This is a genomic window from Paraburkholderia sp. EG286B, assembly GCF_040965655.1.
GTDB lineage: Bacteria > Pseudomonadota > Gammaproteobacteria > Burkholderiales > Burkholderiaceae > Paraburkholderia.
Map to the genome: position 1 here is coordinate 108,940 of NZ_JBFRCF010000006.1, position 25,994 is coordinate 134,933.

General features: G+C 65.6%; 22 protein-coding genes and 1 tRNA gene. 16 read left to right on the top strand and 7 right to left on the bottom strand.

Features of this window, described 5'->3' with window-relative positions; genetic code table 11:
* The first annotated feature begins 417 nt into the window (after positions 1-417).
* From pstS to phoR, 7 genes are all read left to right on the top strand, one after another.
* Complete coding sequence (gene pstS, locus AB4Y42_RS14670) at positions 418-1,449, top strand: phosphate ABC transporter substrate-binding protein PstS (RefSeq protein ID WP_368686586.1); 1,032 nt, start codon at positions 418-420, stop codon at positions 1,447-1,449.
* A gap of 212 nt (positions 1,450-1,661) precedes the next feature.
* Complete coding sequence (gene pstC, locus AB4Y42_RS14675; RefSeq protein WP_342921887.1) at positions 1,662-2,648, top strand: phosphate ABC transporter permease PstC; 987 nt, start codon at positions 1,662-1,664, stop codon at positions 2,646-2,648.
* Positions 2,645-3,541: a phosphate ABC transporter permease PstA gene (gene pstA, locus AB4Y42_RS14680; protein WP_342921888.1), complete on the top strand. Its 897-nt coding sequence runs from the start codon at positions 2,645-2,647 to the stop codon at positions 3,539-3,541. The genes pstC and pstA overlap by 4 nt, the downstream gene beginning before the upstream one ends.
* Positions 3,542-3,559: 18 nt before the next feature.
* Entirely contained in the window at positions 3,560-4,420 is an 861-nt protein-coding gene (gene pstB / locus AB4Y42_RS14685; protein ID WP_368686584.1) for a phosphate ABC transporter ATP-binding protein PstB, read from the top strand.
* A 19-nt stretch (positions 4,421-4,439) separates the two neighbouring features.
* Positions 4,440-5,144, top strand: coding sequence for a phosphate signaling complex protein PhoU (gene phoU, locus AB4Y42_RS14690; protein ID WP_028208453.1), 705 nt, complete (start codon positions 4,440-4,442; stop codon positions 5,142-5,144).
* A gap of 34 nt (positions 5,145-5,178) precedes the next feature.
* On the top strand, positions 5,179-5,880 hold the full coding sequence (gene phoB / locus AB4Y42_RS14695) for a phosphate regulon transcriptional regulator PhoB (protein WP_042261377.1): 702 nt from the start codon (positions 5,179-5,181) through the stop codon (positions 5,878-5,880).
* A 132-nt stretch (positions 5,881-6,012) separates the two neighbouring features.
* Positions 6,013-7,326, top strand: coding sequence for a phosphate regulon sensor histidine kinase PhoR (phoR, locus tag AB4Y42_RS14700; protein WP_368686583.1), 1,314 nt, complete (start codon positions 6,013-6,015; stop codon positions 7,324-7,326).
* A 79-nt stretch (positions 7,327-7,405) separates the two neighbouring features.
* On the opposite strand, the gene ppk1 is transcribed toward phoR, so the two are convergent.
* Positions 7,406-9,469 carry a polyphosphate kinase 1 gene (ppk1, locus tag AB4Y42_RS14705; protein WP_342921892.1) on the bottom strand — a complete coding sequence of 688 codons (2,064 nt, stop codon included), beginning with the start codon at positions 9,467-9,469 and terminating at the stop codon, positions 7,406-7,408.
* Between the two features lie 193 nt (positions 9,470-9,662).
* Between ppk1 and ppx the strand changes: the two genes are divergently transcribed.
* Positions 9,663-11,285 (top strand): exopolyphosphatase, encoded by a 1,623-nt coding sequence (ppx, locus tag AB4Y42_RS14710; protein ID WP_368686719.1) that lies wholly within the window; start codon positions 9,663-9,665, stop codon positions 11,283-11,285.
* A 135-nt stretch (positions 11,286-11,420) separates the two neighbouring features.
* Here the strand turns inward: ppx and AB4Y42_RS14715 are convergent, their stop codons facing one another.
* Positions 11,421-12,239 carry a GNAT family N-acyltransferase gene (locus tag AB4Y42_RS14715; RefSeq protein WP_324150960.1) on the bottom strand — a complete coding sequence of 273 codons (819 nt, stop codon included), beginning with the start codon at positions 12,237-12,239 and terminating at the stop codon, positions 11,421-11,423.
* 231 nt (positions 12,240-12,470) lie between these two features.
* Positions 12,471-12,935, bottom strand: coding sequence for a phosphohistidine phosphatase SixA (sixA, locus tag AB4Y42_RS14720; RefSeq protein WP_342921894.1), 465 nt, complete (start codon positions 12,933-12,935; stop codon positions 12,471-12,473).
* Between the two features lie 163 nt (positions 12,936-13,098).
* Here sixA and AB4Y42_RS14725 point away from each other — a divergent pair.
* From AB4Y42_RS14725 to AB4Y42_RS14745, 5 genes are all read left to right on the top strand, one after another.
* Positions 13,099-13,175, top strand: a tRNA-Pro gene (locus AB4Y42_RS14725).
* A gap of 172 nt (positions 13,176-13,347) precedes the next feature.
* On the top strand, positions 13,348-14,964 hold the full coding sequence (locus AB4Y42_RS14730; protein ID WP_368686582.1) for an NAD(P)/FAD-dependent oxidoreductase: 1,617 nt from the start codon (positions 13,348-13,350) through the stop codon (positions 14,962-14,964).
* A gap of 296 nt (positions 14,965-15,260) precedes the next feature.
* A complete protein-coding gene (gene imuA, locus AB4Y42_RS14735; protein ID WP_368686581.1) occupies positions 15,261-16,118 on the top strand; it encodes a translesion DNA synthesis-associated protein ImuA in 858 nt (285 codons plus the stop codon).
* Entirely contained in the window at positions 16,027-17,631 is a 1,605-nt protein-coding gene (locus tag AB4Y42_RS14740; RefSeq protein ID WP_368686580.1) for a DNA polymerase Y family protein, read from the top strand. Before imuA ends, AB4Y42_RS14740 begins: the two co-directional genes overlap by 92 nt.
* A 34-nt stretch (positions 17,632-17,665) precedes the next feature.
* Positions 17,666-21,148 (top strand): error-prone DNA polymerase, encoded by a 3,483-nt coding sequence (locus tag AB4Y42_RS14745; protein WP_368694593.1) that lies wholly within the window; start codon positions 17,666-17,668, stop codon positions 21,146-21,148.
* Between the two features lie 10 nt (positions 21,149-21,158).
* Here the strand turns inward: AB4Y42_RS14745 and AB4Y42_RS14750 are convergent, their stop codons facing one another.
* On the bottom strand, positions 21,159-22,082 hold the full coding sequence (locus AB4Y42_RS14750; RefSeq protein WP_368694594.1) for a dTDP-4-dehydrorhamnose reductase family protein: 924 nt from the start codon (positions 22,080-22,082) through the stop codon (positions 21,159-21,161).
* A gap of 11 nt (positions 22,083-22,093) precedes the next feature.
* Positions 22,094-22,300 (bottom strand): heavy-metal-associated domain-containing protein, encoded by a 207-nt coding sequence (locus AB4Y42_RS14755; protein ID WP_201698136.1) that lies wholly within the window; start codon positions 22,298-22,300, stop codon positions 22,094-22,096.
* 163 nt (positions 22,301-22,463) lie between these two features.
* On the opposite strand from AB4Y42_RS14755, the gene cueR reads away from it, so the two are divergent.
* The 3 genes from cueR (at position 22,464) to AB4Y42_RS14770 (ending at position 23,911) form a co-directional block, all read left to right on the top strand.
* Positions 22,464-22,889, top strand: a complete 426-nt coding sequence (cueR, locus tag AB4Y42_RS14760; protein WP_368694595.1) for a Cu(I)-responsive transcriptional regulator — start codon at positions 22,464-22,466, stop codon at positions 22,887-22,889.
* Positions 22,890-23,186: 297 nt separating this feature from the next.
* Positions 23,187-23,336, top strand: coding sequence for a DUF3563 family protein (locus AB4Y42_RS14765; protein ID WP_110388587.1), 150 nt, complete (start codon positions 23,187-23,189; stop codon positions 23,334-23,336).
* A 152-nt stretch (positions 23,337-23,488) separates the two neighbouring features.
* Entirely contained in the window at positions 23,489-23,911 is a 423-nt protein-coding gene (locus AB4Y42_RS14770; protein ID WP_368694596.1) for a hypothetical protein, read from the top strand.
* Between the two features lie 29 nt (positions 23,912-23,940).
* On the opposite strand, the gene AB4Y42_RS14775 is transcribed toward AB4Y42_RS14770, so the two are convergent.
* Complete coding sequence (locus AB4Y42_RS14775) at positions 23,941-24,786, bottom strand: 23S rRNA (adenine(2030)-N(6))-methyltransferase RlmJ (protein ID WP_368686575.1); 846 nt, start codon at positions 24,784-24,786, stop codon at positions 23,941-23,943.
* Positions 24,787-24,984: 198 nt separating this feature from the next.
* Positions 24,985-25,956, bottom strand: a complete 972-nt coding sequence (locus AB4Y42_RS14780; protein ID WP_368686574.1) for a potassium channel beta subunit family protein — start codon at positions 25,954-25,956, stop codon at positions 24,985-24,987.
* Positions 25,957-25,994 lie beyond the last annotated feature (38 nt).

Here is a 25,994-nt window from a genome sequence, read left to right on the forward strand (position 1 = left end):
GGCGAGTCAGTCGCGCAAACCGCGCGACTGGGTCGCGCCAGCACCAAACCGATGGGCACGACGTGGCAACTGGCCGTCGTGCTCATCTTTTTTTGCGATTTATTCGGCGTCACAACGCAAGCAGGCAAACGTTTAAAACAATCGCATAACGGTTTGCAAACCATTTTCGAGGAAATCCTCGAATTTTTCATCGGACCCCAGGCGGCCGCCAAACGCCCGCCTGGCGGGCTTTTTAGCTATCAAAGCACGTGCAGGCCATGCCGCAACCGCGCTTGCAAAATCGCCCAAGACGCATATCCACGCGCCTTTCAGCCAGTAATCGAACTGTCACGTTCGCTTCATGAATCGTCACGGTACTGTCACAGAGACCCCCTAAGCTTCGCGGTGTCGTTCATCCGCTCACACACTGGAGGTCTCATGAAATTGATGCAAACCGCGCTCGCTGGCGTTGCTGGCGCGCTCTTCGCGATCGCAGCGCAGGCTGCTGACATCACCGGCGCGGGTAGCACCTTCGCAGCACCGATCTATACGAAATGGGCGGATGCCTATCAAAAGTCGGGCGGCGGCAAGGTCAACTACCAGGGCATTGGCTCGTCGGGCGGCATCAAGCAGATTCAAGCCAAGACCGTTGACTTCGCGGGCTCGGACGCTCCGCTGAAGGACGAGGATCTGGCCAAGGAAGGCCTGTTCCAGTTCCCGACGGTGGTCGGCGGCGTCGTGCCGGCGATCAACGTGCCGGGCGTGAAGCCGGGCGAGATCACCCTGTCGGGCCCGGTGCTCGGCGACATCTACCTCGGCAAGATCAAGAAGTGGAACGATCCGGCCATCGTCGCACTGAACCCGAAGGTCAAGCTGCCTGATCTCGACATCGCCGTGGTCCGCCGCGCCGACGGTTCGGGCACCAGCTTCATCTGGACGAACTACCTCTCGAAGGTCAACCCCGACTGGAAGAGCAAGGTCGGCGAAGGCACGACCGTGAACTGGCCGACGGGTACGGGCGGCAAGGGCAACGACGGCGTCGCGGCCTTCGTGCAGCGTCTGCCGGGCGCAATCGGCTACGTCGAGTGGGCGTACGCGAAGCAAAACCACATGGTCTACACTGCCATGAAGAACGAGTCGGGCGCTGTGGTTCAGCCGGACACCGAAACGTTCAAGGCAGCGGCCGCTGGCGCGGACTGGAAGAAGTCGTTCTACCAGATCCTCACGAACGAGCCGGGCAAGGACGCATGGCCGGTCGTCGGCGCGACCTTCGTGCTGCTGCACACGGCACAGGACAAGCCGGACCAGGGCAAGGAAACGCTCAAGTTCTTCGACTGGGCGTTCAAGAATGGCACGCCGGCTGCTGACAGCCTCGACTACATCTCGCTGCCGCAGTCGGTCGTGACCGAAATCAAGTCGCAGTGGAAGGAGAAGGTCAAGGACGCGAGCGGCAAAGCCATCGCTGAGTAAGCAAGGCGTCAGGCAAGCGTAAAAAAAGGCCGCCGCGTGACGCGCGCGGCCTGTTCGCTTGTGGCTTGCCTGAAACCGCGCTGTCCAAGATGTGCCGTCCGCCTTCCGGCTGAGTCGTCAGTATTAACGGCCGGAAGTCGGGCGATCTGCAGTCCCACGGCTGCATCAACGTCGTGAGCCCCGCGCTCGCGGCAACTGGAACCCAGGTCACCATGTCCGACGTCCCGCTCGTGTCGAACCCGCCCGGCAACGCCGCGCAGCAAAAAGCGCCCAGCCCGGCAGGGGACATCATTTTTGGCGGCCTCGCACGCCTCGCCGCCATCGTCACGTTGTTGCTGCTCGGCGGCATCATCGTGTCGCTGATCATCGCCTCGTTGCCGACGATCCAGAAATTCGGTTTCGCATTCCTCTGGACTGCCGACTGGGATCCACCCAGCGAGCAGTTCGGCGCGCTCGTGCCCATCTACGGCACGATCGCCACCTCGATCATCGCGCTCATCATCGCCGTGCCCGTGAGCTTCGGCATCGCGCTGTTCCTCACCGAGCTTTCGCCCGCGTGGCTGCGCCGCCCGCTCGGCATCGCCATCGAACTGCTCGCCGCGATCCCGTCGATCGTCTACGGTATGTGGGGTCTGCTCGTGTTTGCGCCGATCTTCGCGCAGTGGTTCGAAAAGCCGCTCGGCTCGCTGCTCGGCGGCATGCCGATCGTCGGCGCGCTGTTCCAGGGCGCGCCCATCGGCATCGGCATTCTGTGCGCCGGCGTGATTCTCGCGATCATGATCATTCCGTATATCGCTTCGGTCATGCGCGACGTGTTCGAAGTCACGCCCGTTCTGCTCAAGGAGTCGGCTTACGGCATTGGCTGCACGACGTGGGAAGTGATGTGGAAGATCGTGCTGCCGTTCACCAAGACCGGCGTGATCGGCGGCGTGATGCTGGGTCTCGGCCGCGCGCTCGGCGAGACGATGGCCGTCACGTTCGTGATCGGCAATACGAACCTGCTCGACAACGTGTCGCTCTTTTCGCCGGGCAACAGCATCACCTCGGCGCTCGCCAACGAGTTCGCGGAAGCGAGCCCGGGCCTGCACACCGCCGCGCTGATGGAACTCGGCCTGATCCTTTTCGTAATCACGTTCATCGTGCTGTCGATCTCGAAGCTCATGTTGCTGCGCCTTGAAAAAGCGGAGGGTGCGCGATGAGCGAACCGATGATGAAAATTCCGGGTGCGATTTACGGTCCCGAGCTGGAGCGCATGCGCGACAAGCTGCAGCGCCGCCGCCGCGTGACCAATGCGATCGCGCTCACGTGCTCGCTCGCGGCGATGGCGTTCGGCATTATCTGGCTCGTGTGGATTCTCTATACGACGCTCTCGCTTGGCATCGGCGGCCTTTCGGTGGAACTGTTCACGCAGTCCACGCCGCCGCCTAACACCGACGGCGGCGGTCTCGCCAACGCCATCGTCGGCAGCTTGATGCTCGTTGCGATCGCAACGTTCGTCGGCACGCCGATCGGCATTCTCGCGGGCATCTATCTCGCGGAATACGGCCAGAAGAGCTGGCTCGCGAGCGTCACGCGTTTCATCAACGACATTCTGCTGTCGGCGCCTTCGATCGTCGTGGGCCTGTTCGTGTACGCGCTCGTCGTGGCGAAGATGGGGCACTTCAGCGGCTGGGCCGGCGCGATTGCGCTGGCGCTCCTGCAGGTTCCGATCGTGATTCGCACGACCGAGAACATGCTCAAGCTCGTGCCGAACAACCTGCGTGAAGCCGCATTCGCGCTCGGCACGCCGAAGTGGAAGATGGTGATGTCGATCACGCTGAAGGCATCGGTCGCCGGTATCGTGACGGGCGTGCTGCTGGCGGTTGCGCGTATCGCCGGCGAAACCGCGCCGCTGCTCTTCACCGCGCTGTCGAACCAGTTCTTCACCGCGAACATGAATCAACCGATCGCGAACCTGCCGGTCACGATCTTCAAGTTTGCGATGAGCCCGTTTGCGCAGTGGCAGTCGCTTGCGTGGGCCGGCGTTTTCCTGATCACGCTGGGCGTGCTGGGTCTGAATATCCTCGCGCGCACGATCTTTTCGAACAAGTAAGCAAGGGCGGAGTTCCCGATGAACATGGCTGAGAGTCACCTCAACACCGCTGCGCACGGCAATGCGCCCTCCGCTGGGTTTGAACCTGCGGATCCCGCCCAGAACGCACGCCTGCCGGCGCTGGGCAAGCCGAAGATCGAAGTGAAGGACCTGAACTTCTTCTACGGCAAGTATCACGCGCTGAAGAACATCAACCTGCAGATTCCCGACGGCAAGGTGACGGCGTTCATCGGCCCGTCGGGCTGCGGCAAGTCCACGCTCCTGCGCACCTTCAACAAGATGTTCGCGCTCTATCCGGAGCAGCGCGCCGAAGGCGAGATCGTGATGGACGGCGAGAACCTGCTGACGACCAAGCGCGACATCTCGCTCTTGCGCGCGCGTATCGGCATGGTGTTCCAGAAACCGACCCCGTTCCCGATGTCGATTTACGACAACATCGCGTTCGGCGTGAAGATGTTCGAGAAGCTCTCGCGTCCGGAAATGGATGACCGCGTGGAATGGGCGCTCACCAAGGCCGCGCTCTGGAACGAAGTGAAGGACAAGCTCGGCCAGAGCGGCTACGGCCTCTCGGGCGGCCAGCAGCAGCGCCTGTGCATCGCGCGCGGCATTGCCATCCGTCCCGAAGTGCTGCTGCTCGACGAGCCGTGCTCGGCACTCGACCCGATTTCCACGGGCCGCATCGAAGAGCTGATCGCGGAACTCAAGAGCGATTACACGGTGGTGATCGTCACCCATAACATGCAGCAGGCCGCGCGTTGCTCGGACTACACTGCTTACATGTACCTTGGTGAGCTGATCGAATTCGGTGACACCGAAAAGATCTTCATCAAGCCGGTCCGCAAGGAAACGGAAGACTACATCACCGGCCGCTTCGGCTAATCGGAGCAGGGAGCAAATCATGTCCGACAAACACTTGTCCAGCCAGTTCGACGCCGATTTGAACCTCATTTCGTCGAAGGTGCTCGAAATGGGCGGCCTCGTCGAATCGCAGATCATCACGGCAATGCAGGCGCTCAACGACTTCGACAGCGAGGCCGCCGCACGCGTGATCGCCGCCGAGGACCGCCTCAACACGATGGAAGTCGAGATCGACGAGGAGTGCAGCAATATCATCGCGCGCCGCCAGCCGGCCGCGCGTGACTTGCGCCTCGTGCTCGCCATTTCGAAGACCATCACGAATCTCGAGCGCGCCGGCGACGAAGCCGAGAAGATCGCCAAGCGCACCAAGCGCCTGATGGAAGACGGCGCTTCGCGCACCGTCAACATCGCCGAGATCAAGGTCTCGGGCGAAATGGCCGTGTCGATCCTGCGCCGCGCGCTCGACGCGTTCGCGCGCCTCGACACCGTGGCCGCCGCGCAGATCGTGCGCGACGACAAGGCGATCGACGAGGAATTCCGCGCGTTCGTGCGCAAGCTCGTGAGCTACATGATGGAAGATCCGCGCACGATCTCGGTGGGCCTCGACTATCTGTTCATCGCCAAGGCGATCGAGCGGATCGGCGACCACGCGAAGAACATCGCGGAATTCATCATCTACATCGTGAAGGGCACCGACGTGCGCCACAAGTCGCGCGACGCCCTCGAACGCGAAGCGCTCAGCTAATTCATTCCATAGGTAACAAGGTCAAGAGGTGCCGATGCCTAGCAGCATTCTCGTCATCGAAGATGAGCCCGCCATTTCCGAGCTGATTTCGGTGAACCTGCAGCACGCAGGCCACTGCCCGATCCGCGCCTACAACGCGGAGCAGGCGCAGAACCTGATCAGCGACGTGCTGCCCGATCTCATCCTGCTGGACTGGATGTTGCCGGGCAAGTCGGGTGTGAACTTCGCGCGCGACTTGCGCAACAACGAACGCACGAAGCATATTCCGATCATCATGCTGACGGCGCGTGGCGACGAGCAGGACAAGGTGCTCGGGCTCGAAATCGGCGCTGACGACTACGTAACGAAGCCGTTCTCGCCCAAGGAGCTGATGGCGCGCATCAAGGCGGTGCTGCGCCGCCGTGCGCCGCAGCTCACGGAAGACGTGGTGGCGATCAACGGTCTGAAGCTCGATCCGGCCACGCACCGCGTCGCGGCCGCCGCCGAAGGCTCGGAAATCAAGCTCGATCTCGGCCCGACCGAGTTCCGCCTGCTGCACTTCTTCATGACGCATCCGGAGCGCGTGCATAGCCGCACGCAGCTGCTCGACCAGGTATGGGGCGATCACGTGTTCGTGGAAGAGCGCACGGTGGACGTGCATATCAAGCGTCTGCGCGCCGCGCTCAAGCCGGCGGGGTGCGATGCTATGATCGAAACGGTGCGCGGCAGCGGCTACCGTCTCGCCAAGAGCGCCTGAGCTGGACCCATGGCCGCGCCGCAGGGTGACTCACCGGGCGGCGCGACCGTTTCACTGCCGCCGGTACTCGCGCGGTAGTCACTCGATGTCGCGTGCCCGCATCCGACCGTATTTATCTTCGATCGCAGGAACATGAACATCATCTGGGCGCGCTCCCTCGTATCGATCGTATTGCTCGCGCTCATTTGCGCGGGTATTGGCGCGATTTTTGGCGTCAAGCTCGCGCTGAGCATCGCCGTGCTGGCGCTGCTCGCGCAAATGCTCTTCAGCACGTTTCACAAGCAGCGTCTGTGGCGCCTGCTCGACGCGCCGGTCTACGGCGAAGTGCCGAGCGCCCCCGGCATCTGGGGCGAAATCTACTACCGTCTGCATAAGCTCGCGAAGCGCTGGCACGCTCAGGTGCGCCAGGTGGAGCAGCAGCATTCGCGCTTCATCCAGGCGATCCAGGCTTCGCCCAACGGCGTCGCCATGCTCGACGACCACGACCAGATCGAGTGGTGCAACGCGATCTCGGAAGTCCACTTCGGCCTCGACGCCAAGCGCGACCTGCGCCAGCACATCACGCATCTCGTGCGTCAGCCCGACTTCGTGCGCTACCTCAATTCGCACGATTACAAGGACATGCTGATCATGCGCGGCATGGGCGCGAAGCGTCAGAACGTGATCTCGGTGCAGGTGTTTCCGTACGGCGAGAACCGCAAGCTCATTCTGTCGCAGGACATCACGGAACTCGAGCGCACCGACGCCATGCGGCGCGACTTCGTGGCCAACGTCTCGCACGAGCTGAAAACGCCGATCACGGTGCTCTCGGGCTTCCTCGAGACGATGCGCGAGCTGCCGCTTGGCGAAGCCGAGCGCAACCGCTATCTGGAGCTGATGGAGCAGCAGGCCTCGCGCATGCGCCACATCGTCACCGACCTGCTCGTGCTCGCCAAGCTCGAAGGCGAGGGGCGTCAGCCCGGCGACCATATGGTCGACATGCGCGCGGTGCTCGGGCACGTGCGCGAGGACGCCGAAAGCCTCTCGGGCGGCCGTCACCGCATCACGGCCGATTTCGACGACGGACTGAGCGTCACCGGTTCCGAAACCGAGATCATGAGCGCGCTCGGCAATCTCGCGACCAACGCGGTGCGCTACACGCCGGACGGTGGCATCGTGCATCTATCCTGGCGCTCTGAACAGGGCAGCGCGGTCTTTTCGGTTACCGACAGCGGCCTCGGCATTCCGGCCGCCGACATTCCGCGCCTGACCGAGCGCTTCTATCGCGTGGACCGCAGCCGCTCGCGCGACACGGGCGGCACGGGACTGGGCCTCGCGATCGTCAAGCACGTGCTGCAGCGTCACGACGCGGCGCTCGAAGTGAAGAGCGAGGAAGGGCGGGGCAGCACGTTCACGGTGCGCTTCCCGGCCGCGCGCACGACGAGACGGCAGCCGGCGCCGGTTTAACGATCCACAGCCGCAATTGAAAAAGCCGCTTCATTCGAAGCGGCTTTTTTGCGTCCAGCGTGATCGATCCGTCAAAGCGTCACGGACAGAACTTCGCCAGCAAGCTCAGCTGCGCATTGCGCACGGCCTTGCCCGCGCGGCGGCGGCGATAGTGGCCGTCGCTTTGCATGAGCCACGCCGATTGATTGTCGCCGAGGAAGGTGGAAAGCCCTTCGGCGATCACGCGGCGCTTGAGCCGGCGGTCGTGAATCGGGAACGCCACTTCGACGCGGCGGAACAGGTTGCGATCCATCCAGTCCGCGCTCGACAGATAGACGTCTTCCTTGCCGCCCGCATAGAAGTAGTAGATGCGGTGGTGCTCGAGGAAACGCCCGACGATCGAGCGCACCGTGATGTTCTCGGAGAGCCCCGGCACGCCCGGCTGCAACGAGCACACGCCACGGATGATCAGATCGATCTTCACACCGGCCTGCGAGGCTTCGTACAACTCGTCGATCACGGTCGGCTCGAGCAGCGCGTTCATCTTCGCGACGATGCGCGCCTTCTTGCCGGCGCGCGCGGCGTCGGCTTCGTTGCGGATCGCCTCGATCATCTTCGGATGCAGCGTGAACGGCGACTGCCACAGATCGTGCAGCTGCAGCTCGCCGCCGATGCCCGTGAGCTGCTGGAAGACGTGGTGCACGTCCTCGCACATCTTCGGCTCCGAGGTCATGAGGCCGAAGTCGGTATAAAGGCGCGCGGTGCGCGGATGGTAGTTGCCCGTGCCGAGGTGCACGTAGCGGCGCAGCACCATGCGCCCGTTCACGGGCACGCGGCGCACGATCAGCATCATCTTGGCGTGGCACTTGTGGCCCACCACGCCGTACACGACGTGCGCGCCCACGGCTTCGAGCTGCGCGGCCCAGTTGATGTTGGTCTCTTCGTCGAAGCGCGCGAGCAGCTCCACCACCACCGTTACTTCCTTGCCGTTGCGCGCGGCCTGCATGAGCGCGTCCATGAGCGGCGAGTCGGTGCCGGTGCGGTAGATCGTCTGCTTGATCGCGACCACGTTCGGATCGTTCGCGGCCTGCAGCAGCAGTTCGAGCACGGGCTGGAAGCTCTCGTACGGATGATGCAGGAGCACGTCGCCCTGATCGATCACGTCGAACATGTTGCTGTTCGCGGCGATGCGCCGCGGAATGGCAGGCACGTGCGGCACGAACTTGAGGTCGGGGCGATCGACCATCTCGGGCAGCTGCATGAGCCGCACGAGATTCACGGGACCATCGACGAAATAGCAGTCCTTTTCGTCGAGGCCGCTTTCGTCGAGCAGGCGCTTCACGAGATGCGGAGGCGTTTCCGCCGACACTTCGAGACGCACCGCGTTGCCGAGGTGACGCGCGGGCAGTTCGCCCTGCAGCGCCACGCGCAGGTTGGTGATTTCGTCTTCGTCGACGAAGAGTTCACTGTTGCGCGTGATGCGGAACTGGTTGCAGCTGCGCACGACGAGGCTCGGGAACAGCTCGCCCACGAAGCGCTGCAACAGCGAGCCGAGCAGCACGAAACCGTGCTGGAAGCCGGAAAGCTCCTGCGGCATGCGCACGAGGCGCGGCAGCGCGCGCGGCGCCTGCACGATGCCCATGACGGCTTGACGCCCGAAGGCGTCCTTGCCTTCGAGTTCGACCACGAAGTTCAGACTCTTGTTGAGCACGCGCGGGAACGGGTGCGCGGGATCGAGCCCGATGGGCGTGAGAACCGGCAGCAGTTCGTCGAAGAAGTATTTGCGTGCCCATGCGGTTTGCGCTTCGTTCCACGCGTCGGTGCCGTGGAAGTAGATGCCTTCCTGTTCGAGCGCGGGCAGCACGGTGTCGTGCAGCATGCGGTACTGGCGATGCACGAGACGCTGCGCGCGCTCGACCACGAGGTCGTACACGTGCTGCAGCGACATGCCGTCGGGCGAGAGCGCGCCCGGGTTGTCGCGCATCTGCTCCTGAAGCCCGGCCATACGGACTTCGAAGAATTCGTCGAGGTTGCTGCTGGTGATACAGATGAAGCGCAAGCGCTCCAGCAAAGGAACAGCGGGATCGGACGCCTGTGCGAGCACGCGCTCATTGAATCCCAGAATGCCCAGTTCGCGATTGAGTAGGGGATAGCGGATGGACATCGGCAATGAAAACGGAATGTCAGGAATGGATTCGAACGGACGCTCGGAAATTCTCACAGTAATATGACTTTATTGTGACATTCGTAGTGTCATAAATTTTACGCCGCATTTTCACGAAATCGACAAGTCGCGTTGCGAACATGCACGCTGGGTAAAAGTACCCATGGTCATGACCAATGCGAGGAGCGACATGGTGAAGTCGGCTACGCTTAAAATGACGCATTTGGACAGCGCGGCGGCGGCGCAACAAGCCCGCATGGCTGCGCGTTCGTCTCTGTATGCACGCATGGAGCCTGCCCCTTCGATGGTCACCAATCCCCAACTGCTTGCCGCCGTCGATCTCGGTTCGAACAGCTTTCGTCTGATCGTAGGCCGCGTCGAGGAAACCGATGCCGGCAGCCAGATCTACCCGGTGGACGCGCTGCGCGAACCGGTGCGCCTCGCGGCCGGCCTCTCGAGGGACAAACTGCTCGACCGCGCCTCGCAGGTGCGTGGCTGGGACGCGCTCAAGCGCTTCGGCGAGCGCCTGCGCGACTTCCATCCCGACCAGGTGCGCGCGGTGGCGACCAATACGCTGCGTGTCGCCAAGAACGCGCGCGAGTTCCTCACCGAGGCGGAAGCGGCGCTCGGCTTCCCGATCGAGGTGATCGCGGGGCGCGAAGAAGCGCGTCTCATCTATGCGGGCGCCGCGCACTCGGTGCCGGCGAGCGCGGGCAAGCGCTTCGTGGTGGACATCGGCGGCGGCTCGACCGAGTTCATCATCGGCGCGCACTACACGCCGATCCGCATGGAAAGCCTCTATATCGGCTGCGTGAGCCATAGCCGCCAGTTCTTCCCCTCGGGCAACGTCGACGAGTACACCATGCGCCAGGCCGAACTCGCGGCCACGCGCGAAATCCAGATCATTTCCGGCGACTACCGCAAGACCGGCTGGGACCAGGCGATCGGCTCGTCGGGCACGGCGCGCGCGCTCGCGGAACTCGTCGAGGCGAACGGCTTCAACGATCCCGGCATCACGCATGGCATTTCGCGCGGCGGCCTCGAGCGCCTGAAGCGCGCGCTCATCAAGGCCGAGAACGTCAACCGGCTCAAGCTCGTCGCGCTCAAGCCCGACCGCATCCCGGTGCTGGCGGGTGGTCTCTCGATCATGATCGCGGTGTTCGAGGAACTCGGCATCGACTATGTCGATACCACGGATGGCGCGCTGCGCCTGGGCGTGCTCTACGACCTGCTGGGCCGCTCGCAGCACGAGGACATGCGTACGGTCACGGTGGAGGGCTTCATGCGCCGCTACGGCGTCGATCGCGCGCAGGCGGGGCGCATTGGCGAACTGGCCGTGAAGTTCTACGACCAGTTCGAGGAGCCCGACGAGGAGCGCCGCGAAGAGAACCGCATGTTTCTCACGTGGGCGGCGTCGCTGCACGAAATCGGGCTTTCCATCTCGCACAGCGCGTACCACAAGCATTCGGCCTACATCGCCAGCAACGCCGACATGCCCGGCTTCTCGCGCACCGACCAGGCGCGCCTCGCCGCGCTCGTGCTCGGCCACGTGGGCAAGCTCGGCAAGCTCTCGCAAACGCGCGATGTGGAATGGACGCTGCTGTTCTGTCTGCGCCTCGCCGCGCTGCTGACGCGGCGCCGCGCCGATGTCGGCCTGCCGCACATCAAGGTGGAGGAGGAGGGCAACGGCTACGAAGTGCTGCTGCCCAATGCCTGGGTCCAGAACAATCCGCTCACCGATTACAACCTCGTTCAGGAAGCGGCGGAATGGGGCAAGATCGGCATTCCGTATCGCGTGGTCTATACGGAGGAGTGAGCGTAGCGCGCTGCGCCTCGTCTTACTGTGCCGATAAAAAAGCCCGGCTCGTTGGTGAGCCGGGCTTTTTTTGTCCGCTGGTTTTGCCCGCGGAGTTTGCCTACTGATTTTGCCCGGTGAAGGGCCGATGAGGCCTTAACGCGTCACGGCTTCGCCGAGGAAGTGGCGTGCGTAACGTTCGTTGATCTCCGAGAGGCGGAAGAGCGTGAGGAAGTCCGCGGTGTTGAAGTCGGGGTCCCAGGCGGGCGCACCGCAGATCTTCGCGCCAAGGCGCAGATAGCCCTTGATGAGCGGCGGCGGCACGGCGGGCGTGCCGGTGCGCAGTTCCTCGACGGGCAGCGGCGTGTGCGGGAACGCGCGGTATTCGGGCGCGGTCAGCGCGTCGGCGCCGAGCGCGCAGTACAGGTTCGCCGCGTAGTGGCCGCCGTCGGCCATGGCCACGCTCGCGCAGCCGAGCATCGTCTCGTAGCCGTTGTGCTGCATGTAGCCGCCCAGACCGCCCCACAGCGACATGATGACCGAGCCGCTGCGGTAGTCGGGATGCACGCACGAGCGGCCCACCTCGACCATTTTCGGGCGCAGATGCGCGAGGCGCGAGACGTCGAATTCGCTTTCGGCATAGAGGCGGCCGATGCGCGCCGCCTGGTGCGGCGGCAGCACGCGGTAGGTGCCGACGACCTTGAGCGTGTCGAGGTCGCGCACGAGCAGGTGGTCGCAGTAGGCGTCGAAGGCGTCGACGTCGAGGCCGGCGGGGCCGGTCAGGCGTGCGCCCATCTCTTCGGCGAAAACGCGGTAGCGCAGGCGCTGGGCTTCGCGCAGCTCCTCGTCGGTGCGCGCCCAGGCCACCTGCAGCCGATGCTGCGCGGTGACCGTTTCTTCGGCACGCGGCAAGCGTCGGTTCGACTCGAACAGCGTCGAGGCGAACGGCAGGGTGGGCGTCGGCAGATCTCGCATGGGGCGTCCTGGTCGGAAGTAAGAGAACTTTTCCGGCAATGTAGTAATACGCGGTTACGTTTCCATGAAAACGCAATGACGATTCGATGACGTGGCGTCAGGCAGACGGACGAGGTGGCCCGAAAGGCCGGGGGCGGCGGGGCGCGTTTGAAGTGCGGTTGAAGCGCGCTTGAATCGTTGTAGGGGCCGCGTACAGGCGGCCCGGTGGGCAGGCGCAGGCGGGTTGGAGGGCTAGACGAGATCGGGCGTGATGGCCGCGTGCAGGACGGCCTGGTCGCCGCCGCTGCGCTCGCGGCTCGCAAGCCAGAGCACGCCGGCCTTCTTCACGGCCCAACTGCGCGAATCGGCGCCGCCCGAGAGCAGCCGCGCCGCGACCTCGCCGAGCGTGGGCTGATGGCCGACCACGACGACCGTGGATGCGAGGCCCTCGGGCCAGCCGACGGCGGTGAGGACCTGCTCGACGCTCGCATCGGGTGCGAGTTCGCGCACGACGCGATATTGATCGGTGAGCGCCTCGGCAGTCTGGATGGTGCGTGCGGCGGGGCTCGCGAGGATCACGGCGTCGTCGGGCAGGCGTGCGCGCAGCCAGCGCGCGACGTTCTGCGCCTGCTTGCGCCCGCGCGTGGTGAGCTGGCGGGAGAGGTCGCTGGCGGCGATGTCTTCGGCTTCGGCGTGGCGCCAGAGGATGAGGTGCATGGCGTCTCCTTTTTTGGCGGTATGGGGTGCACGTACGGCGTGTCCTGTCATGGTGCACGCCAGGCCGGTGTGCGGCAAGCGCGTGATGTGGATCGCTTTTCGTCGCTATGGATCCCGAAGATTTGACGGCGTGGCATCAGTGCCGATACAATCGCTGATTCGTCGGAGCGTAGCGCAGCCTGGTAGCGCATCTGATTTGGGATCAGAGGGTCGTAGGTTCGAATCCTATCGCTCCGACCAGCAATACCGAGGGGTTACACGCCATTGGCCTGTAGCCCCTTTTTCTTTTTGTCCCATGTTGGGTCAAACGCGCTCGCGTCTCGTCGTACGGCTTGCGTTCCCTTTGAAAAGCCGCCGAGCTTATAAAATACGGATCGGCCACAACTCCCGTGGCGATCGCACCCTGGCAGCCATGTTACGTTTATCCGAAGTCAAACTCCCCCTCGACCACGCCGAAAGCGAACTTGACGCCGCGATTCGGGGCCGCCTCGCGGAACTCGGCGTAGGGGCGGATGCGCTCGTGCGTTACACCGTGTTCCGCCGTGCGCACGACGCACGCAAGCGCTCGGATATCAAGCTGACCTATATCGTCGACGTCGAAGTCAAGGACGAAGCGGCCGCGCTCAAGCGGATCGCCGGCAAGCCGCATTGCGGGGTGACGCCGGACATGACCTACCGCTTTGTCGCCAGGGCGCCCGAGCACTCGACGCGTGCGCGTCCGGTGGTGATCGGCATGGGGCCGTGCGGCCTGTTCGCGGGACTGATCCTCGCGCAGATGGGTTTTCGTCCCATCATCCTCGAACGCGGCAAGGCCGTGCGCGAGCGCACCAAGGACACCTTCGGGCTGTGGCGCAAGTCCGTGCTCAACCCCGAATCCAACGTTCAGTTCGGCGAAGGCGGGGCCGGGACGTTTTCCGACGGCAAGCTGTACAGCCAGATCAAGGATCCGCACCACTACGGCCGCAAGGTGCTCGAGGAATTCGTCAAGGCCGGCGCGCCGGAAGACATCCTGTATCTGAGCCGGCCGCACATCGGCACGTTCCGTCTCGTGAGCATGGTGGAGAAAATGCGCGCCACCATCCACGAACTGGGCGGTGAAGTGCGCTTCGAAACCCGCGTCGAAGACATCGAAATCGAGCAGGGCAAGGTGCGCGCGCTCAAGCTTTCGAACGGCGAGACGCTGCCGTGCGACCACGTCGTGCTGGCCGTGGGCCACAGCGCCCGCGACACCTTCCAGATGCTGCACGATCGCGGTGTGTTCATGGAAGCCAAGCCGTTTTCGCTGGGCTTTCGGATCGAGCATCCGCAGGGGCTGATCGATCGCAGCCGTTTCGGCAAGTTTGCGGGCCACAAGCAACTCGGCGCGGCCGACTACAAGGTGGTGCATCACGCCAACAATGGACGGGCGGTCTATAGCTTCTGCATGTGCCCCGGCGGCACGGTGGTCGCGGCGACCTCCGAACCCGGCCGCGTGGTCACCAACGGCATGAGCCAGTATTCGCGGGCCGAGCGCAACGCGAACGCGGGCATCGTCGTCGGCATCACGCCGGAGGACTATCCGGGCGGTCCGCTCGCGGGCATCGCCTTCCAGCGCAAGTGGGAAGAGCGGGCGTTCGAACTCGGCGGCGGCAATTACCAGGCGCCGGGCCAGCTGGTCGGCGACTTTATCGCCGGCCGGCCGTCGACGTCGCTCGGCTCCGTGGTGCCGTCTTACAAGCCGGGTGTGCACCCGACCGATCTCAGCACCGCGCTGCCCGACTACGTGATCGAAGCCATCCGCGAAGCCCTGCCTCAGATCGACAGGAAGATCGCAGGCTTCGCGATGCACGACGCCGTGCTCACCGGCGTGGAGACGCGCACGTCGTCGCCGCTGCGCATTCGGCGCAAGGACAATTACCAGAGCATGAACGTCGTAGGTCTGTATCCGGCCGGCGAAGGCGCCGGGTATGCCGGTGGCATCTACTCGGCGGCCATCGACGGCATCGAGGTGGCGCAAGCCGTGGCGCTCGATCTGACGTCGGCGTCCTGATAGCAACAAGCTCCGCGCCGTTTATCGCAGTCGCCCGCATCGGGCTGGCGGCGAATACTAAGAAGCGGCGTTTGCCCCGGACGTCAGCGCGACGTCCGGCGGCCGATCCATCGCGCAAGCGCCTGGATCAGCATTTTGCAATGGATCGCAAAATGACCCTCCCCCAATTTCCGCCTCCTCCAATCTCTCAAAATACTGTATAAACATACAGGTGGAGGCGAGTCGACCTCCTTCCTGCCGATGCCCCATTTCTTGCCGGGCAGGGCGGAGCGTTCCCATCAATCAGGCCACGAACCATGGCAGCAGCAGCCCAGATCACTGCGCAGACTACAGCGCAACTCGCCGCGCACTTGCCCCCGCGGCTGCAAAGCCGCGTGTGGCAAGGCGATCAGCTCGCGCGCGCCAGCGAGCGCACGGTGCCGAGCGGCCACGCGACGCTCGACGCCCAGCTCCCCGGCGCCGGCTGGCCCTCGGGCAGCCTGACCGAGCTGCTCGTCGAGCAGGGCGGCGTGGGCGAGATGCGGCTCGTCGCGCCGGCGTTGCGCGCGCTCACCGCGCAGGCGGGCCGGCACGTGCTGCTCGTCGCGCCGCCGTGGCGCCCCTACGCCTGCGCGCTCAAGGCATGGGGGCTCGCACTCGAGCGCGTGATCTGGGTGCGCGCGGCCGAAGACGAGGCCGCGTGGGTGGCCGAGCAGGCGCTCAAGCAGGAAGGCATGGGCGCCGTGCTGCTCTGGCAGACGAAGGCGCGCGCCGACGCCGTGCGCCGTCTGCAGGTCGCCGCCCAGGATTCGCAGGCGCTCGCGTTTCTCGTGCGGCCGCTCGCCGCGCGCAACCAGTCGTCGCCGGCGCCGCTGCGCATGACCTGCTCGCCGGTGCCGCCGCCCGACGACGCGAACCTGAACCGCCGGCAATGGATGCAGCTCGCCGCGCTCTCCGTCGATATTTTCAAGCGCCGCGGGCCGCCGCCCGCCCAGCCACTCGTCATTACATTGCCGCTGCAGGACGCGGTGCTGCCCCAGCCGGACGCAGCTTCCGTCGTCATGCCGTGGCCCGGGGTCAATCATGCTGTGGATCGCCGTCACCTTGCCGTTGTTGCCGCTGGAGGCCGTCAGACCTCTGATGCCGCCGGCGCCGTCAACGCCGCTTCCGCCTGAAAGCGTCGATGCCGATGCCGATGTCGCCAGCGCGCCGCGCTGCTACGCGCTCGCCGACCACACGCGCATCCTGAGCGCCGATCTCGACGCGCTGCGCGCCGGCGTCGAGCCCGGCAACACGCGCTCGCATGCGCTCGCGCTCGCGCCGGGGCTCGTGCTGCTCGAAGCCGATCCGGCGCGCGAGACCCGCGCGTTCGAGGCGCTCGCGCTCGCGTTGCTCGCCTATACGCCCAAGGTGTCGTTCGCGCAGTCGCACACGCTGTTGCTCGAAGTCGGTTCGGGCTTGCGTCTGTTCGGCGGCGTGCGTGCGCTGCTCGGGAGGGTTGCGGCGACGGTGGCCGGCTGCGGGCACACCGCGCGCATGGCGTGCGCGCCCACGGCGTGGGGGGCGTGGACGCTCGCGCAGGCGCACGTCACGCGTTCGTCGCGCCGCTGGCATGTGCTCAAGGAAACGACGCTCGCGCGCGTGCTCGATTCGCTGCCGGTCACGCTTGCGCCGTTCGCCGCGCAGCACGACCACGCGCTCACGCAGATCGGCTGCGCGACGCTCGGCGACTTGCGGCGGCTGCCGCGCGACGGCATCGTGCGGCGTTTCGGCGACGGCGTGCTCGGCTGGCTCGCGCGGGCGCGCGGCGAGGCGCCCGATCCGCGCGTCTGGTTTGCCGCGCCGCCGTCGTTTCACGCGTCGCTCGAATTGCAGGCGCGCGTGGAGAGCGCCGAGGCGCTGCTCTTTGCCGCGCGCCGGCTCGTGATGCAGCTGGCCGGCTGGCTGGCTGCGCAGCACGCGGCGTTGAGCGGCTTCGAGCTGCGTCTGGAGCACGAGCTGGCTTCGCGTCACGCGCCGCGCACCTCGACGCTCACGATCGCCTGGGCGTCGCCTTCGCGCGACGCCGAGCATCTGCTGTGGCTGCTTCGCGAGCGCCTGAATCAGACCGAGCTTGCCGCGCCCGTGATCGGCCTTGCGCTCGTCGCCTCGCAGGTGAGCGCATACGCGGCGCCCACCGACACGCTCTTTCCGATGGCCGAGGCCGCCGAGGCGTCGCTCGGGCAGCTCTTCGAGCGCATCGGCGCGCGGCTCGGTGAGCAGAACGTGCTGCAGCTTTTCGTCGAGGACGATCACCGGCCCGAACTGGCGATGTCGGCGCGGCCTTACCGCGAGAGCGGCGCGAAGCGTACGCGCAAGCCGCGCAAGGCAGGCAAGCCGCAGCAGGAGGCCGGCGCGAGCGCGCCCGTGCAAAGCGCCTTCGATCTGCCCGAGGTGCCGCTGCCGACCCAGCCGCGTCCGGCGTGGCTGCTCGAAAAGCCGCTCAAGCTCGCGACACGCGGCGACCGGCCCGTTTATCGACGGCCGCTGAAGACGCTCACGCGTACCGAGCGCATCGAGTCCGGCTGGTGGGACGGCGAGGGCGTCGGGCGCGACTATTACGTCGCCGCCGACGACCAGGGCCGCATGTTCTGGCTGTATCGCGAGCGCATTGGCGGCCAGTGGTATCTGCAAGGGCTGTTCGGCTAGCGTTTATTCGTCGTTCTTTCGGGTTTCAGGAATCATGTCGATCAGCGGGACGGGCGCGTCGTCGCCTCCACAACTGCCGGCGCAGTGGGCCGCGCAGCTGCCTGACTACGCCGAGCTGCACTGCCTGACCAATTTCACCTTCCTGCACGGCGCGTCGCGCCCGGGCGAGATGGTCGAGCAGGCGATCCGCCACGGCTACCGCGCGCTCGCGATCACCGACGAATGCTCGTTCGCGGGCGTCGTGCGCGCCTGGAGCGCGCTCAACGAATACGACGAGGCGCGCAAGAAGGCGTATGACGAAGCCGTGCGCGAGGCCCGCGAATGCGGCGGCCATGCCGCCGCCGCGGCCCTGGGCCCGTTCGAGCCGTCGCTGCACCTGCTGATCGGCAGCGAGCTGAATCTCGTCGACGAACATGGCGCGCCGTTCTGCACGATCGTTGCGCTCGCAACGACACGCGAAGGCTACGGCAATCTCTGCGAGCTGATCACGCTGGCGCGCTCGCGGGCGGCAAAGGGCAGCTATCGCGTGCATCCCGCCGATTTCACCGAGCCCGAGCCGGGCTTCGAGCATCTGAAGCACTTGCGCGAGTGCGTGTTGCTGCTCGTGCCGCAGCGCGCGGCCACGCTCGCGCAAACGCTGCGCGCCGCGCACTGGCTCGCGGGCTTCGCGGCCGAGCGCGCCTGGCTCGCGCTCGAACTCTGGCAAACCGGCGGCGACGACACGCAGATCGAAGTGCTGCGCCACGTCTCGCAGGAGAGCGGCCTGCCGCTCGTCGCGGCGGGCGGCGTGCTGATGCACGCCCGTTCGCGCAAGCCGTTGCAGGATACGCTGAGCGCGATCCGGATCGGCAAGCCGCTCGCGTCGTGCGGGCGCGCGCTGGAGGCGAATGCGGAGCGGCATCTGCGCTCGCGCGTGCGGCTTGGCGCGATTTATCCGCGCGAGGCGCTCGACGCGACGCTCGACGTCGCGCGCCGCTGCACGTTTTCGCTCGGCGAGCTGGCCTACGAATATCCCGAGGAACTGGTGCCGCCCGGCGAGACGCCGCAGTCGTGGCTGCGCAAGCTCGTGATGAAGGGCGCACTGGAGCGCTGGCCCGACGGCCTGAACGACAAGCGCCGCGATCAGATCGAACAGGAACTCGGGCTCATCGACGAGCTGAAGTACGAGAAGTACTTCCTCACGGTGCACGACATCGTCCGCTTCGCGCGCGATCAGAAGATCCTGTGCCAGGGGCGCGGCTCGGCGGCGAACTCGGTGGTGTGCTACTGCCTGAAGATCACGGAGATCGACCCCGTGCGCATGAACATGCTCGTGGCGCGTTTTCTCTCGCGGGCGCGCAACGAGCCGCCCGACATCGACGTCGACTTCGAGCATCAGCGTCGCGAAGAGGTCATTCAGTACATCTACCGCAAGTACGGCACGCGCCGCGCCGCGCTGGCCGCGACGCTCATCACCTATCGTTCGCGCAGCGCGTTGCGCGATGTGGGCAAGGCGCTCGGCCTCGACAGCGCGCTCGTCGAAAAGCTCTCGGGCGCGCATCAGTGGTGGGACGGCCCCGATTCGATCGCGCGCCATCTGGAGGAAGCGGGCTTTTCGCCCGACTCGCACGTCACGCAGCAGCTCATCCGCCTCACGCGCGAGCTGCGCGGTTTTCCGCGCCATCTCTCGCAGCACGTGGGCGGCTTCGTGATCGCGCGCGACAAGCTTTCGCGCCTCGTGCCGATCGAAAACGCGGCGATGAAGGACCGCTACGTGATCGAGTGGGACAAGGACGATATCGACGCGCTGCGGCTGTTGAAAGTGGACGTGCTCGCGCTCGGCATGCTCTCGGCGATCCGGCGCTCGCTCGAATTCGTGGCGCAAAGGCGCGGGCTGGCCGAGATGCGCGTGCAGGACATTCCGGTCGAGGACCCGGCGGTGTATCGCATGTGCGCCAGGGCCGATACGGTCGGCGTGTTCCAGATCGAGTCGCGCGCGCAGCAGAGCATGTTGCCGCGTTTGCGGCCGCGCACGTACTACGACCTCGTGATCCAGGTGGCGATCGTGAGGCCGGGGCCGATCCAGGGCGACATGGTGCATCCGTACCTCAAGCGCCGGCACGGCGACGAGGCGGTGGAATATGCGAAGGAGGAATTGCGCCCAGTGCTCGAACGCACGCTCGGCGTGCCGATCTTCCAGGAGCAGGTGATGCATCTCGCGATGGTCGCCGCGGACTACACCGGCGAGGAAGCCGACAAGCTGCGCCGCGCGATGGCCGCATGGCGGCGCGATGGTGATCTGCGACCGTATCAGGCCGATCTCACGAAACGCATGCTCAAGAAGGGCTACACGCTGGAATTTGCCGAGCGCATCTGCAAGCAGATCGAGGGTTTCGGCGACTACGGCTTTCCGGAAAGCCATGCGGCGAGTTTCGCGCTGCTCGTCTACACGAGTTCGTGGCTCAAGCGTTACGAGCCCGCCGCATTCCTGGCAGGACTGCTGAATAGCCAGCCGCTCGGTTTCTATTCGCCTTCCCAGCTCGTGCAGGATGCGAAGCGTCACGGCGTGCCGGTGCGCGCGCCCGATATCGCGTTGAGCGACTGGGCGTCGGTGCTGGAGCGTCGCAACGCACCCGGCGAGCGGCTCGATGACGAGGCGGTTCGCGCGCGCACCGCCGAGGGGCTGCGTCATCGCGCGCTGCTGGGCGCGGCCGCGTTGATGCGCAGGGGCACGCTCAAGCGCGGCGGCCGGCGGCACAGGTTCATGGACGGCCTCGAGCGCGTCGTGCGCTCGCGCATTGCGCTTGCGCCGCGCCGCTATGGACGCGGCGGGCCGGCCGTGCGGCTCGGCTTCAGTCTCATCAAGGGCTTTTCCGAAGATGCCGCGCGGCGTGTGATGGAAGCGCGCGAGCGCGCACCGTTCGCCGACGTCGACGATCTCGCGCGCCGTGCGGCGCTCACGCGGCGCGAACTGGAGGCGCTGGCGGCGTCGAACGCGCTCGCGAGCATCGCGGGCCACCGACGCGAGGCGTGGTGGGCCGTGACCGCGCAGCACGCGGTGCCCGCGCTGTTGCGCGATGCGCCCGTTGCCGAGGCGCCGCTTGCGTTGCCGCGCGCTTCCGAAGGTGCGGAAATCGTCGCCGATTACGCGAGCCTGCGTCTCACGCTCAATCGCCATCCGCTCGAGCTGCTGCGTCACGGCCTCGCGAAGCAGCGCTTTCGTACGGCGGAGCAGTTGGCGCATTGCCGGCACGGCATGCTCGCGCGCGTGTGCGGGATCGTGACGGTGCGGCAGCGGCCGGGCACGGCGAACGGCACGATCTTCGTGTCGCTCGAGGACGAGACCGGCAGCGTCAACGTGATCGTGCACGCGTCGCTCGTCGAGTCGCAGCGCAAGGAACTGCTAGGGTCTTCGCTGCTGGCGGTGGCGGGCGTGGTGCAGCGCGAGGGCGAGGTCGTGCACCTCGTGGCGCACCGGCTGGAGGATCACAGCCGGCTGCTCGGGCGGCTCGCCACGGAGAGCCGCAATTTTCACTGAGTTTGCGCCGCTACGCGTTGCGCTGCCCGCCGCCTCTCATGAACGCGTCGAGCACGGCGCGAATCGCCACGTCGAACGGCGTGCGGCGGCCCATCCCCAGCGTTTCGAGGCGGCTCGAATCGAGATGACAGTCGCGCGGGCGCGGCGTGGCGTCGGTGGGCGTCGGCTGTGCGAGCAGACGCGCCTCAATGCCAAGTGCCTGCGCGATCCGTTGGGCGATGTCGTACTTCGTCATCGGCTCGTCGCCGGACCACTGCGCGACCCCGTGCACCGCGTTGCCGTCCGCACAGCGCAGCAACAGTTCGCGGATCGCGAACGCCACGTCGGGCGTGAAAGTGGGGTAGCGCGTGGCCCACGCGTCCATCGGCGCCGCCTGCGCGCCGGGCTCTGCCGAAGCGACGATGGCCGGCACGAGGCTCGTGACCGCGGATTCGTGCCAGCCGACGATCGGCCCATACAGCAAGGGCAGGCGCAGCACGAGGGCGTTGTCGCTGGTTTCGAGCAAGGCACGCTCGCCTTCGAGCTTGCTGTGGCCATAGGCGTTGAGCGGATTCGGCGTGTCGCCGGCGCGGTAGGGCGGTTGCGTGCCGTCGAAGACGTAATCGGTGGAGATTGACAGCACCCATGCGCCGCGCTGCCGCGCCGCCGCGGCGACGCTGCGCACCGCATCGACATTGAGCGCGCGCGCCGCCGCCGGGTCGTGTTCGCACACATCGGGGCGGCGCTCGGCGGCAGCCAGCACGATCGCGTCGGGCGCCTCGCGCTCGACGAACGCGTTCACGGCCTGCGCGTCGCGCACATCGAGCACGGTCTGCTGCGGGCCGCCGTGCCGAAACGCGGTCGGCACGACTTGCCAGGCGGTCTCGGCGGCGAGTTCGCGCACCACGGCGCGCCCAAGCAGGCCAGACGCGCCGATCACGGCAACCTTGAACATGGCCCGGTCCGTCAGACGCTGGCCGTGCCGACGACGGTGTAGCCGGCTTCGTCGATCGCCGACTTCAGGACTTCGGCGCTCTGGCTCGACTCGACCTTCACGCGGCCGGCGGCCAGATCGATCTCGACCCGGGCTTGCGCGTCATGTTCGTGGATCGCGCGCGTGACGGCGCCTACGCAGTGCTGGCAGCTCATGCCTTCGACGTTGAACTGGATCATCGTGTGTTCCTTTTTTCAGAGATTGAGGCTGGTTACTACCCGATATGAGGCCGCCGGCGGATTATGCCAGCGGAGACCGGATGTCGCGCTGGACCTTCCCATTGTGGGAAGGTGTACGATCAGAGCATTGATCAAACGATCGGCCAGACAGCGGGAGAACGGCGTGAACATCGGCGAAGCGGCGCGCGAATCGGGCGTGACGGCAAAAATGATCCGGTACTACGAAAGCGTCGGGCTGCTGGCGCCCAAGGGGCGCACGGAGTCCGGCTACCGAGTGTACGGGGCGGAGGAAGTGCATTCGCTGCGCTTCATCCGCCAGGCGCGCCGGCTGGGCTTTCTCGTGGACGACATCCGACGCCTGCTGGCGCTCTGGCACGACCGCTCCCGCGCGAGCGCCGAGGTCAAGTCGATCGCGCTCGAACATGTCGCCGAACTCGACCAGCGCATCGCCGAACTGTCCCAGATGCGCGACACGCTCGCCCACCTGGCCTCGCACTGCCAGGGCAACGACCGGCCCGACTGCCCGATCATCGAACGGCTTGCCGACGTCGCCCCGGCAGAATGCCACGAGCCCGGCCACGTTCACTGAACGCAGGTGCAACCGCGGCGGGCAAATTGACGCAACCGCATGGGCTGTGCGCACCGTATTGGTGCGACAAAACGGGATTGCCGCCAAGTCTCTGCGAAATCGCCGGAAAATGTGTCAATAAAACATGATGTTGCCAATTCGCTCTCTGGGGGCATTCCAAAATGGAATGCACAGTATTCGGGCAATTCACTAGCAAAGTTCGGTGCAACCGCTACAATACGGGTTATCCCTGATGAGGGTTATCCCTGATGCGAATTCACCGGGGATCGCCGAACCGAATCCCTGGAGCACACCATCATGTTTGCATTCGTTCTTGAAAAGCTGAGCAACTGGTTTGAAACTGCTGAACGTCGTCGCCGCGAAGCGTATCTCGCCTCGTCGGCCGATATCGTCCAGCTCGAGCAGCGCCTTCGTTCGATCGAAACGAACGGCTACAATTCGCTGTAAGCCAGTTTCAGCCGGGCTCGGTCCGGTTGAAGCAGCACGATCTCAGCCCCGCATTGGCGGGGCTTTGTCATTTCTGCACCACCGATGGAACAGAGCCTGAGCCTTCCCACCGGGGTAAGGTAAAGTCTTTTTTGCGACAAGCCGTCATAGCAATGGTGTCGCTTTCTCTCCGGGGGCCGTTCATGGTGCAAGACCGCATTTCCCACCGCACGCCTGTGTCGCCTCGCCGCGCGTTGCGTCGTTTTTCTGTTGCGCGTGCGGGCCTGATCGCCGTCGTCATGGCGTGCGCCAGCGCCGGCGCGCATGCCGGGCAGCCGCTCATTCTGGATACACAAAGAGGGATCAGCGACGGCCAGCCGGGGCTGGTGCTGCAAAACGCGCCGCTCTCGCCCGAGCCGATGGTTCAGGCGGTGCAACCGGCGGGTCTCGCGCCGGATTCGTCACAGCCGTATGTCGTCGCGCCGTACGTGGAAGTGCAGCAGGGTGGTGGGCGGCCGACTCCGCCGCCGCGACCGCCGCGCCCCCCTCATCGCCCGACGCCGCCGCTTCCCCAGCCGCTGCCATCCGGGCAGTAAGGCCGCTCGCGCGGGGTTGAGTCCGCGGCTCAGTCGCCGCGCGACTCGATCCTGAATTGCGCGCCGGCGTCCTGGCCGAGCGTCTTCACGAGCCACGGCAGCGCCTCTTTCATCTGCGCTTCGAGCGTGTAGGGCGGGTTCAGGATGAACATGCCGCTGCCGTAGAGGCCGAAGCCGTCTTCGGGCGGGTTGCTCACCGAAAACGAGAGGTGCAGCCAGTTCTTGTTCTGCAGGCGCTTGAGCTGCTCCGGGAAGCGCTGCGATTCGGGACGCGTGACTTGCGGATACCAGACCGCATAGGTGCCGTTGGCGAAGCGCTTGAGGCTTTCTTCGACGCACGTCAGCGTGCGCGCGTAGTCGCGCTTGTCCTCGAAAGACGGGTCGATCAGCACGAGCGCCCGGCGCGGCGGCGGGGGCAGGAGCGCCTTGATGCCGTCGAAGCCGTCGCCTGCGTAGATCATCACGCGGCGGCCCGCGTCGTGGAAGCGGTGGCGCAGCACGTCGATTTCCGTGCTGTGCAATTCGAACAGCCGCATGCGGTCCTGCTCGCGCATGAGACGCCAAGCGAGATAGGGGGAACCTGGGTAGAAGCGCAGTTCACCGTCGGGGTTCAGTGCCGCCACTTCGTCGACGTAGTCCGCCAGCGCCGCGGGCAGGTCGTTGCGGCCCCACAGCTTGCCGATGCCCGTGTCGAACTCGGCATTCTTCGTCGCGTAGCCTTCGCGCAATGCATAGGCGCCGGCGCCCGCGTGGGTGTCGATGTACCAGTACGCCTTGTCCTTCTTGCCGAGGTAATGCAGCAATTGCACGACGACGGCGTGTTTCAGGACATCGGCATGATTGCCGGCGTGGAAGGCGTGACGGTAGCTCAGCATGATGGACGGGACACGAGGTCCGGTGAAAACGGGGAAGACGGCAGCGGCGGCGCGATGACGGCGCCGCCCGCGAGGCCGCGTATTGTACGCCGCCACCGCAATACGTGAGCCGCGGTACGCCGCCTGGCCGGCTACGCCCGCGCGTGAGCCCGCCCCGCGGTTTCGGGCGGCCCGCGCCTTGCGGGCACGCGCCCTACATCAGTCGTAAGCGTCGCCGACGATCGCCTCGATCTGCGCCTTGATGTCCGGCGTGATCTTTTCCGCCACGTCGCGCGCCTTCATGTTTTCGCCGATCTGCTCGATGCGCGAGGCCCCGGTGATGACCGTGCTCACGCGCGGATTCGTCAGGATCCACGCGAGCGCCAGTTGCCCCACCGAGCAGTCGAGTTGTTTCGCGAATTCGGCGAGCTTGCCGACGATCTCGTTCTTGTCGGGGTCGGTGACGTTCTTGCGCAACCAGTCGTAGCCCTGCAGTTCCGCGCGGCTGCCCGACGGCACGCCGCCGCGGTACTTGCCGGTGAGCAGACCCGAGGCGAGCGGGCTCCAGGTGGTGAGGCCGAGGCCGATGTCCTCGTAGAGCCGACGGTATTCGTCTTCCACGCGCGTGCGGTGGAACAGGTTGTATTGCGGCTGCTCCATGACCGGCTTGTGCAGGTGATGGCGCTCCGCGATTTCCCACGCGGCGCGGATTTCGTCGGCGCTCCACTCCGAGGTGCCCCAATAGAGCGCCTTGCCGCGCGTGATCATGTCGCTCATCGCCCAGACGGTTTCTTCGACCGGCGTGTTCGGGTCGGGGCGGTGGCAGAACACGAGATCGACGTAATCGAGTTGCAGCCGCGTGAGCGAGCCGTCGATGGCGTTCATGAGGTACTTGCGGTTGAGCGTGTGGTACTGGTTGGGCGCTTCGTTCAAGCCCCAGTAGAACTTGGTCGAGACCACATAGCTCACGCGCGGCCATGCGAGCTCTTTGAGCGCCTGGCCCATGAGCTCTTCGGACTTGCCGCCGGCATAGGCCTCGGCGTTGTCGAAGAAGTTGATGCCCGCGTCGCGCGCCGCTGCGAGCGATTCGCGCGCGAGCCTGGCGTCGACCTGGTTGCCGTAGGTGACCCACGAGCCGATGGACAGTTCGCTTACCTGCAGGCCTGAGCGGCCCAGTCGCCGATAGTTCATGAACGCCTCCTTGTGAGCCGATAAAGCTAGCACGACTT

What these genes read in the sequence shown, in the direction of transcription:
- pstS (WP_368686586.1), top strand. Translation starts at nt 418, where the DNA reads ATGAAATTGATGCAAACCGCGCTCGCTGGCGTTGCTGGCGCGCTCTTC.
- pstC (WP_342921887.1), top strand. Translation starts at nt 1,662, where the DNA reads ATGTCCGACGTCCCGCTCGTGTCGAACCCGCCCGGCAACGCCGCGCAG.
- pstA (WP_342921888.1), top strand. Translation starts at nt 2,645, where the DNA reads ATGAGCGAACCGATGATGAAAATTCCGGGTGCGATTTACGGTCCCGAG.
- pstB (WP_368686584.1), top strand. Translation starts at nt 3,560, where the DNA reads ATGAACATGGCTGAGAGTCACCTCAACACCGCTGCGCACGGCAATGCG.
- phoU (WP_028208453.1), top strand. Translation starts at nt 4,440, where the DNA reads ATGTCCGACAAACACTTGTCCAGCCAGTTCGACGCCGATTTGAACCTC.
- phoB (WP_042261377.1), top strand. Translation starts at nt 5,179, where the DNA reads ATGCCTAGCAGCATTCTCGTCATCGAAGATGAGCCCGCCATTTCCGAG.
- phoR (WP_368686583.1), top strand. Translation starts at nt 6,013, where the DNA reads ATGAACATCATCTGGGCGCGCTCCCTCGTATCGATCGTATTGCTCGCG.
- ppk1 (WP_342921892.1), bottom strand. Translation starts at nt 9,469, where the DNA reads ATGTCCATCCGCTATCCCCTACTCAATCGCGAACTGGGCATTCTGGGA.
- AB4Y42_RS14715 (WP_324150960.1), bottom strand. Translation starts at nt 12,239, where the DNA reads ATGCGAGATCTGCCGACGCCCACCCTGCCGTTCGCCTCGACGCTGTTC.
- sixA (WP_342921894.1), bottom strand. Translation starts at nt 12,935, where the DNA reads ATGCACCTCATCCTCTGGCGCCACGCCGAAGCCGAAGACATCGCCGCC.
- AB4Y42_RS14730 (WP_368686582.1), top strand. Translation starts at nt 13,348, where the DNA reads ATGTTACGTTTATCCGAAGTCAAACTCCCCCTCGACCACGCCGAAAGC.
- imuA (WP_368686581.1), top strand. Translation starts at nt 15,261, where the DNA reads ATGGCAGCAGCAGCCCAGATCACTGCGCAGACTACAGCGCAACTCGCC.
- AB4Y42_RS14740 (WP_368686580.1), top strand. Translation starts at nt 16,027, where the DNA reads ATGCTGTGGATCGCCGTCACCTTGCCGTTGTTGCCGCTGGAGGCCGTC.
- AB4Y42_RS14745 (WP_368694593.1), top strand. Translation starts at nt 17,666, where the DNA reads ATGTCGATCAGCGGGACGGGCGCGTCGTCGCCTCCACAACTGCCGGCG.
- AB4Y42_RS14750 (WP_368694594.1), bottom strand. Translation starts at nt 22,082, where the DNA reads ATGTTCAAGGTTGCCGTGATCGGCGCGTCTGGCCTGCTTGGGCGCGCC.
- AB4Y42_RS14755 (WP_201698136.1), bottom strand. Translation starts at nt 22,300, where the DNA reads ATGATCCAGTTCAACGTCGAAGGCATGAGCTGCCAGCACTGCGTAGGC.
- AB4Y42_RS14765 (WP_110388587.1), top strand. Translation starts at nt 23,187, where the DNA reads ATGTTTGCATTCGTTCTTGAAAAGCTGAGCAACTGGTTTGAAACTGCT.
- AB4Y42_RS14770 (WP_368694596.1), top strand. Translation starts at nt 23,489, where the DNA reads ATGGTGTCGCTTTCTCTCCGGGGGCCGTTCATGGTGCAAGACCGCATT.
- AB4Y42_RS14775 (WP_368686575.1), bottom strand. Translation starts at nt 24,786, where the DNA reads ATGCTGAGCTACCGTCACGCCTTCCACGCCGGCAATCATGCCGATGTC.
- AB4Y42_RS14780 (WP_368686574.1), bottom strand. Translation starts at nt 25,956, where the DNA reads ATGAACTATCGGCGACTGGGCCGCTCAGGCCTGCAGGTAAGCGAACTG.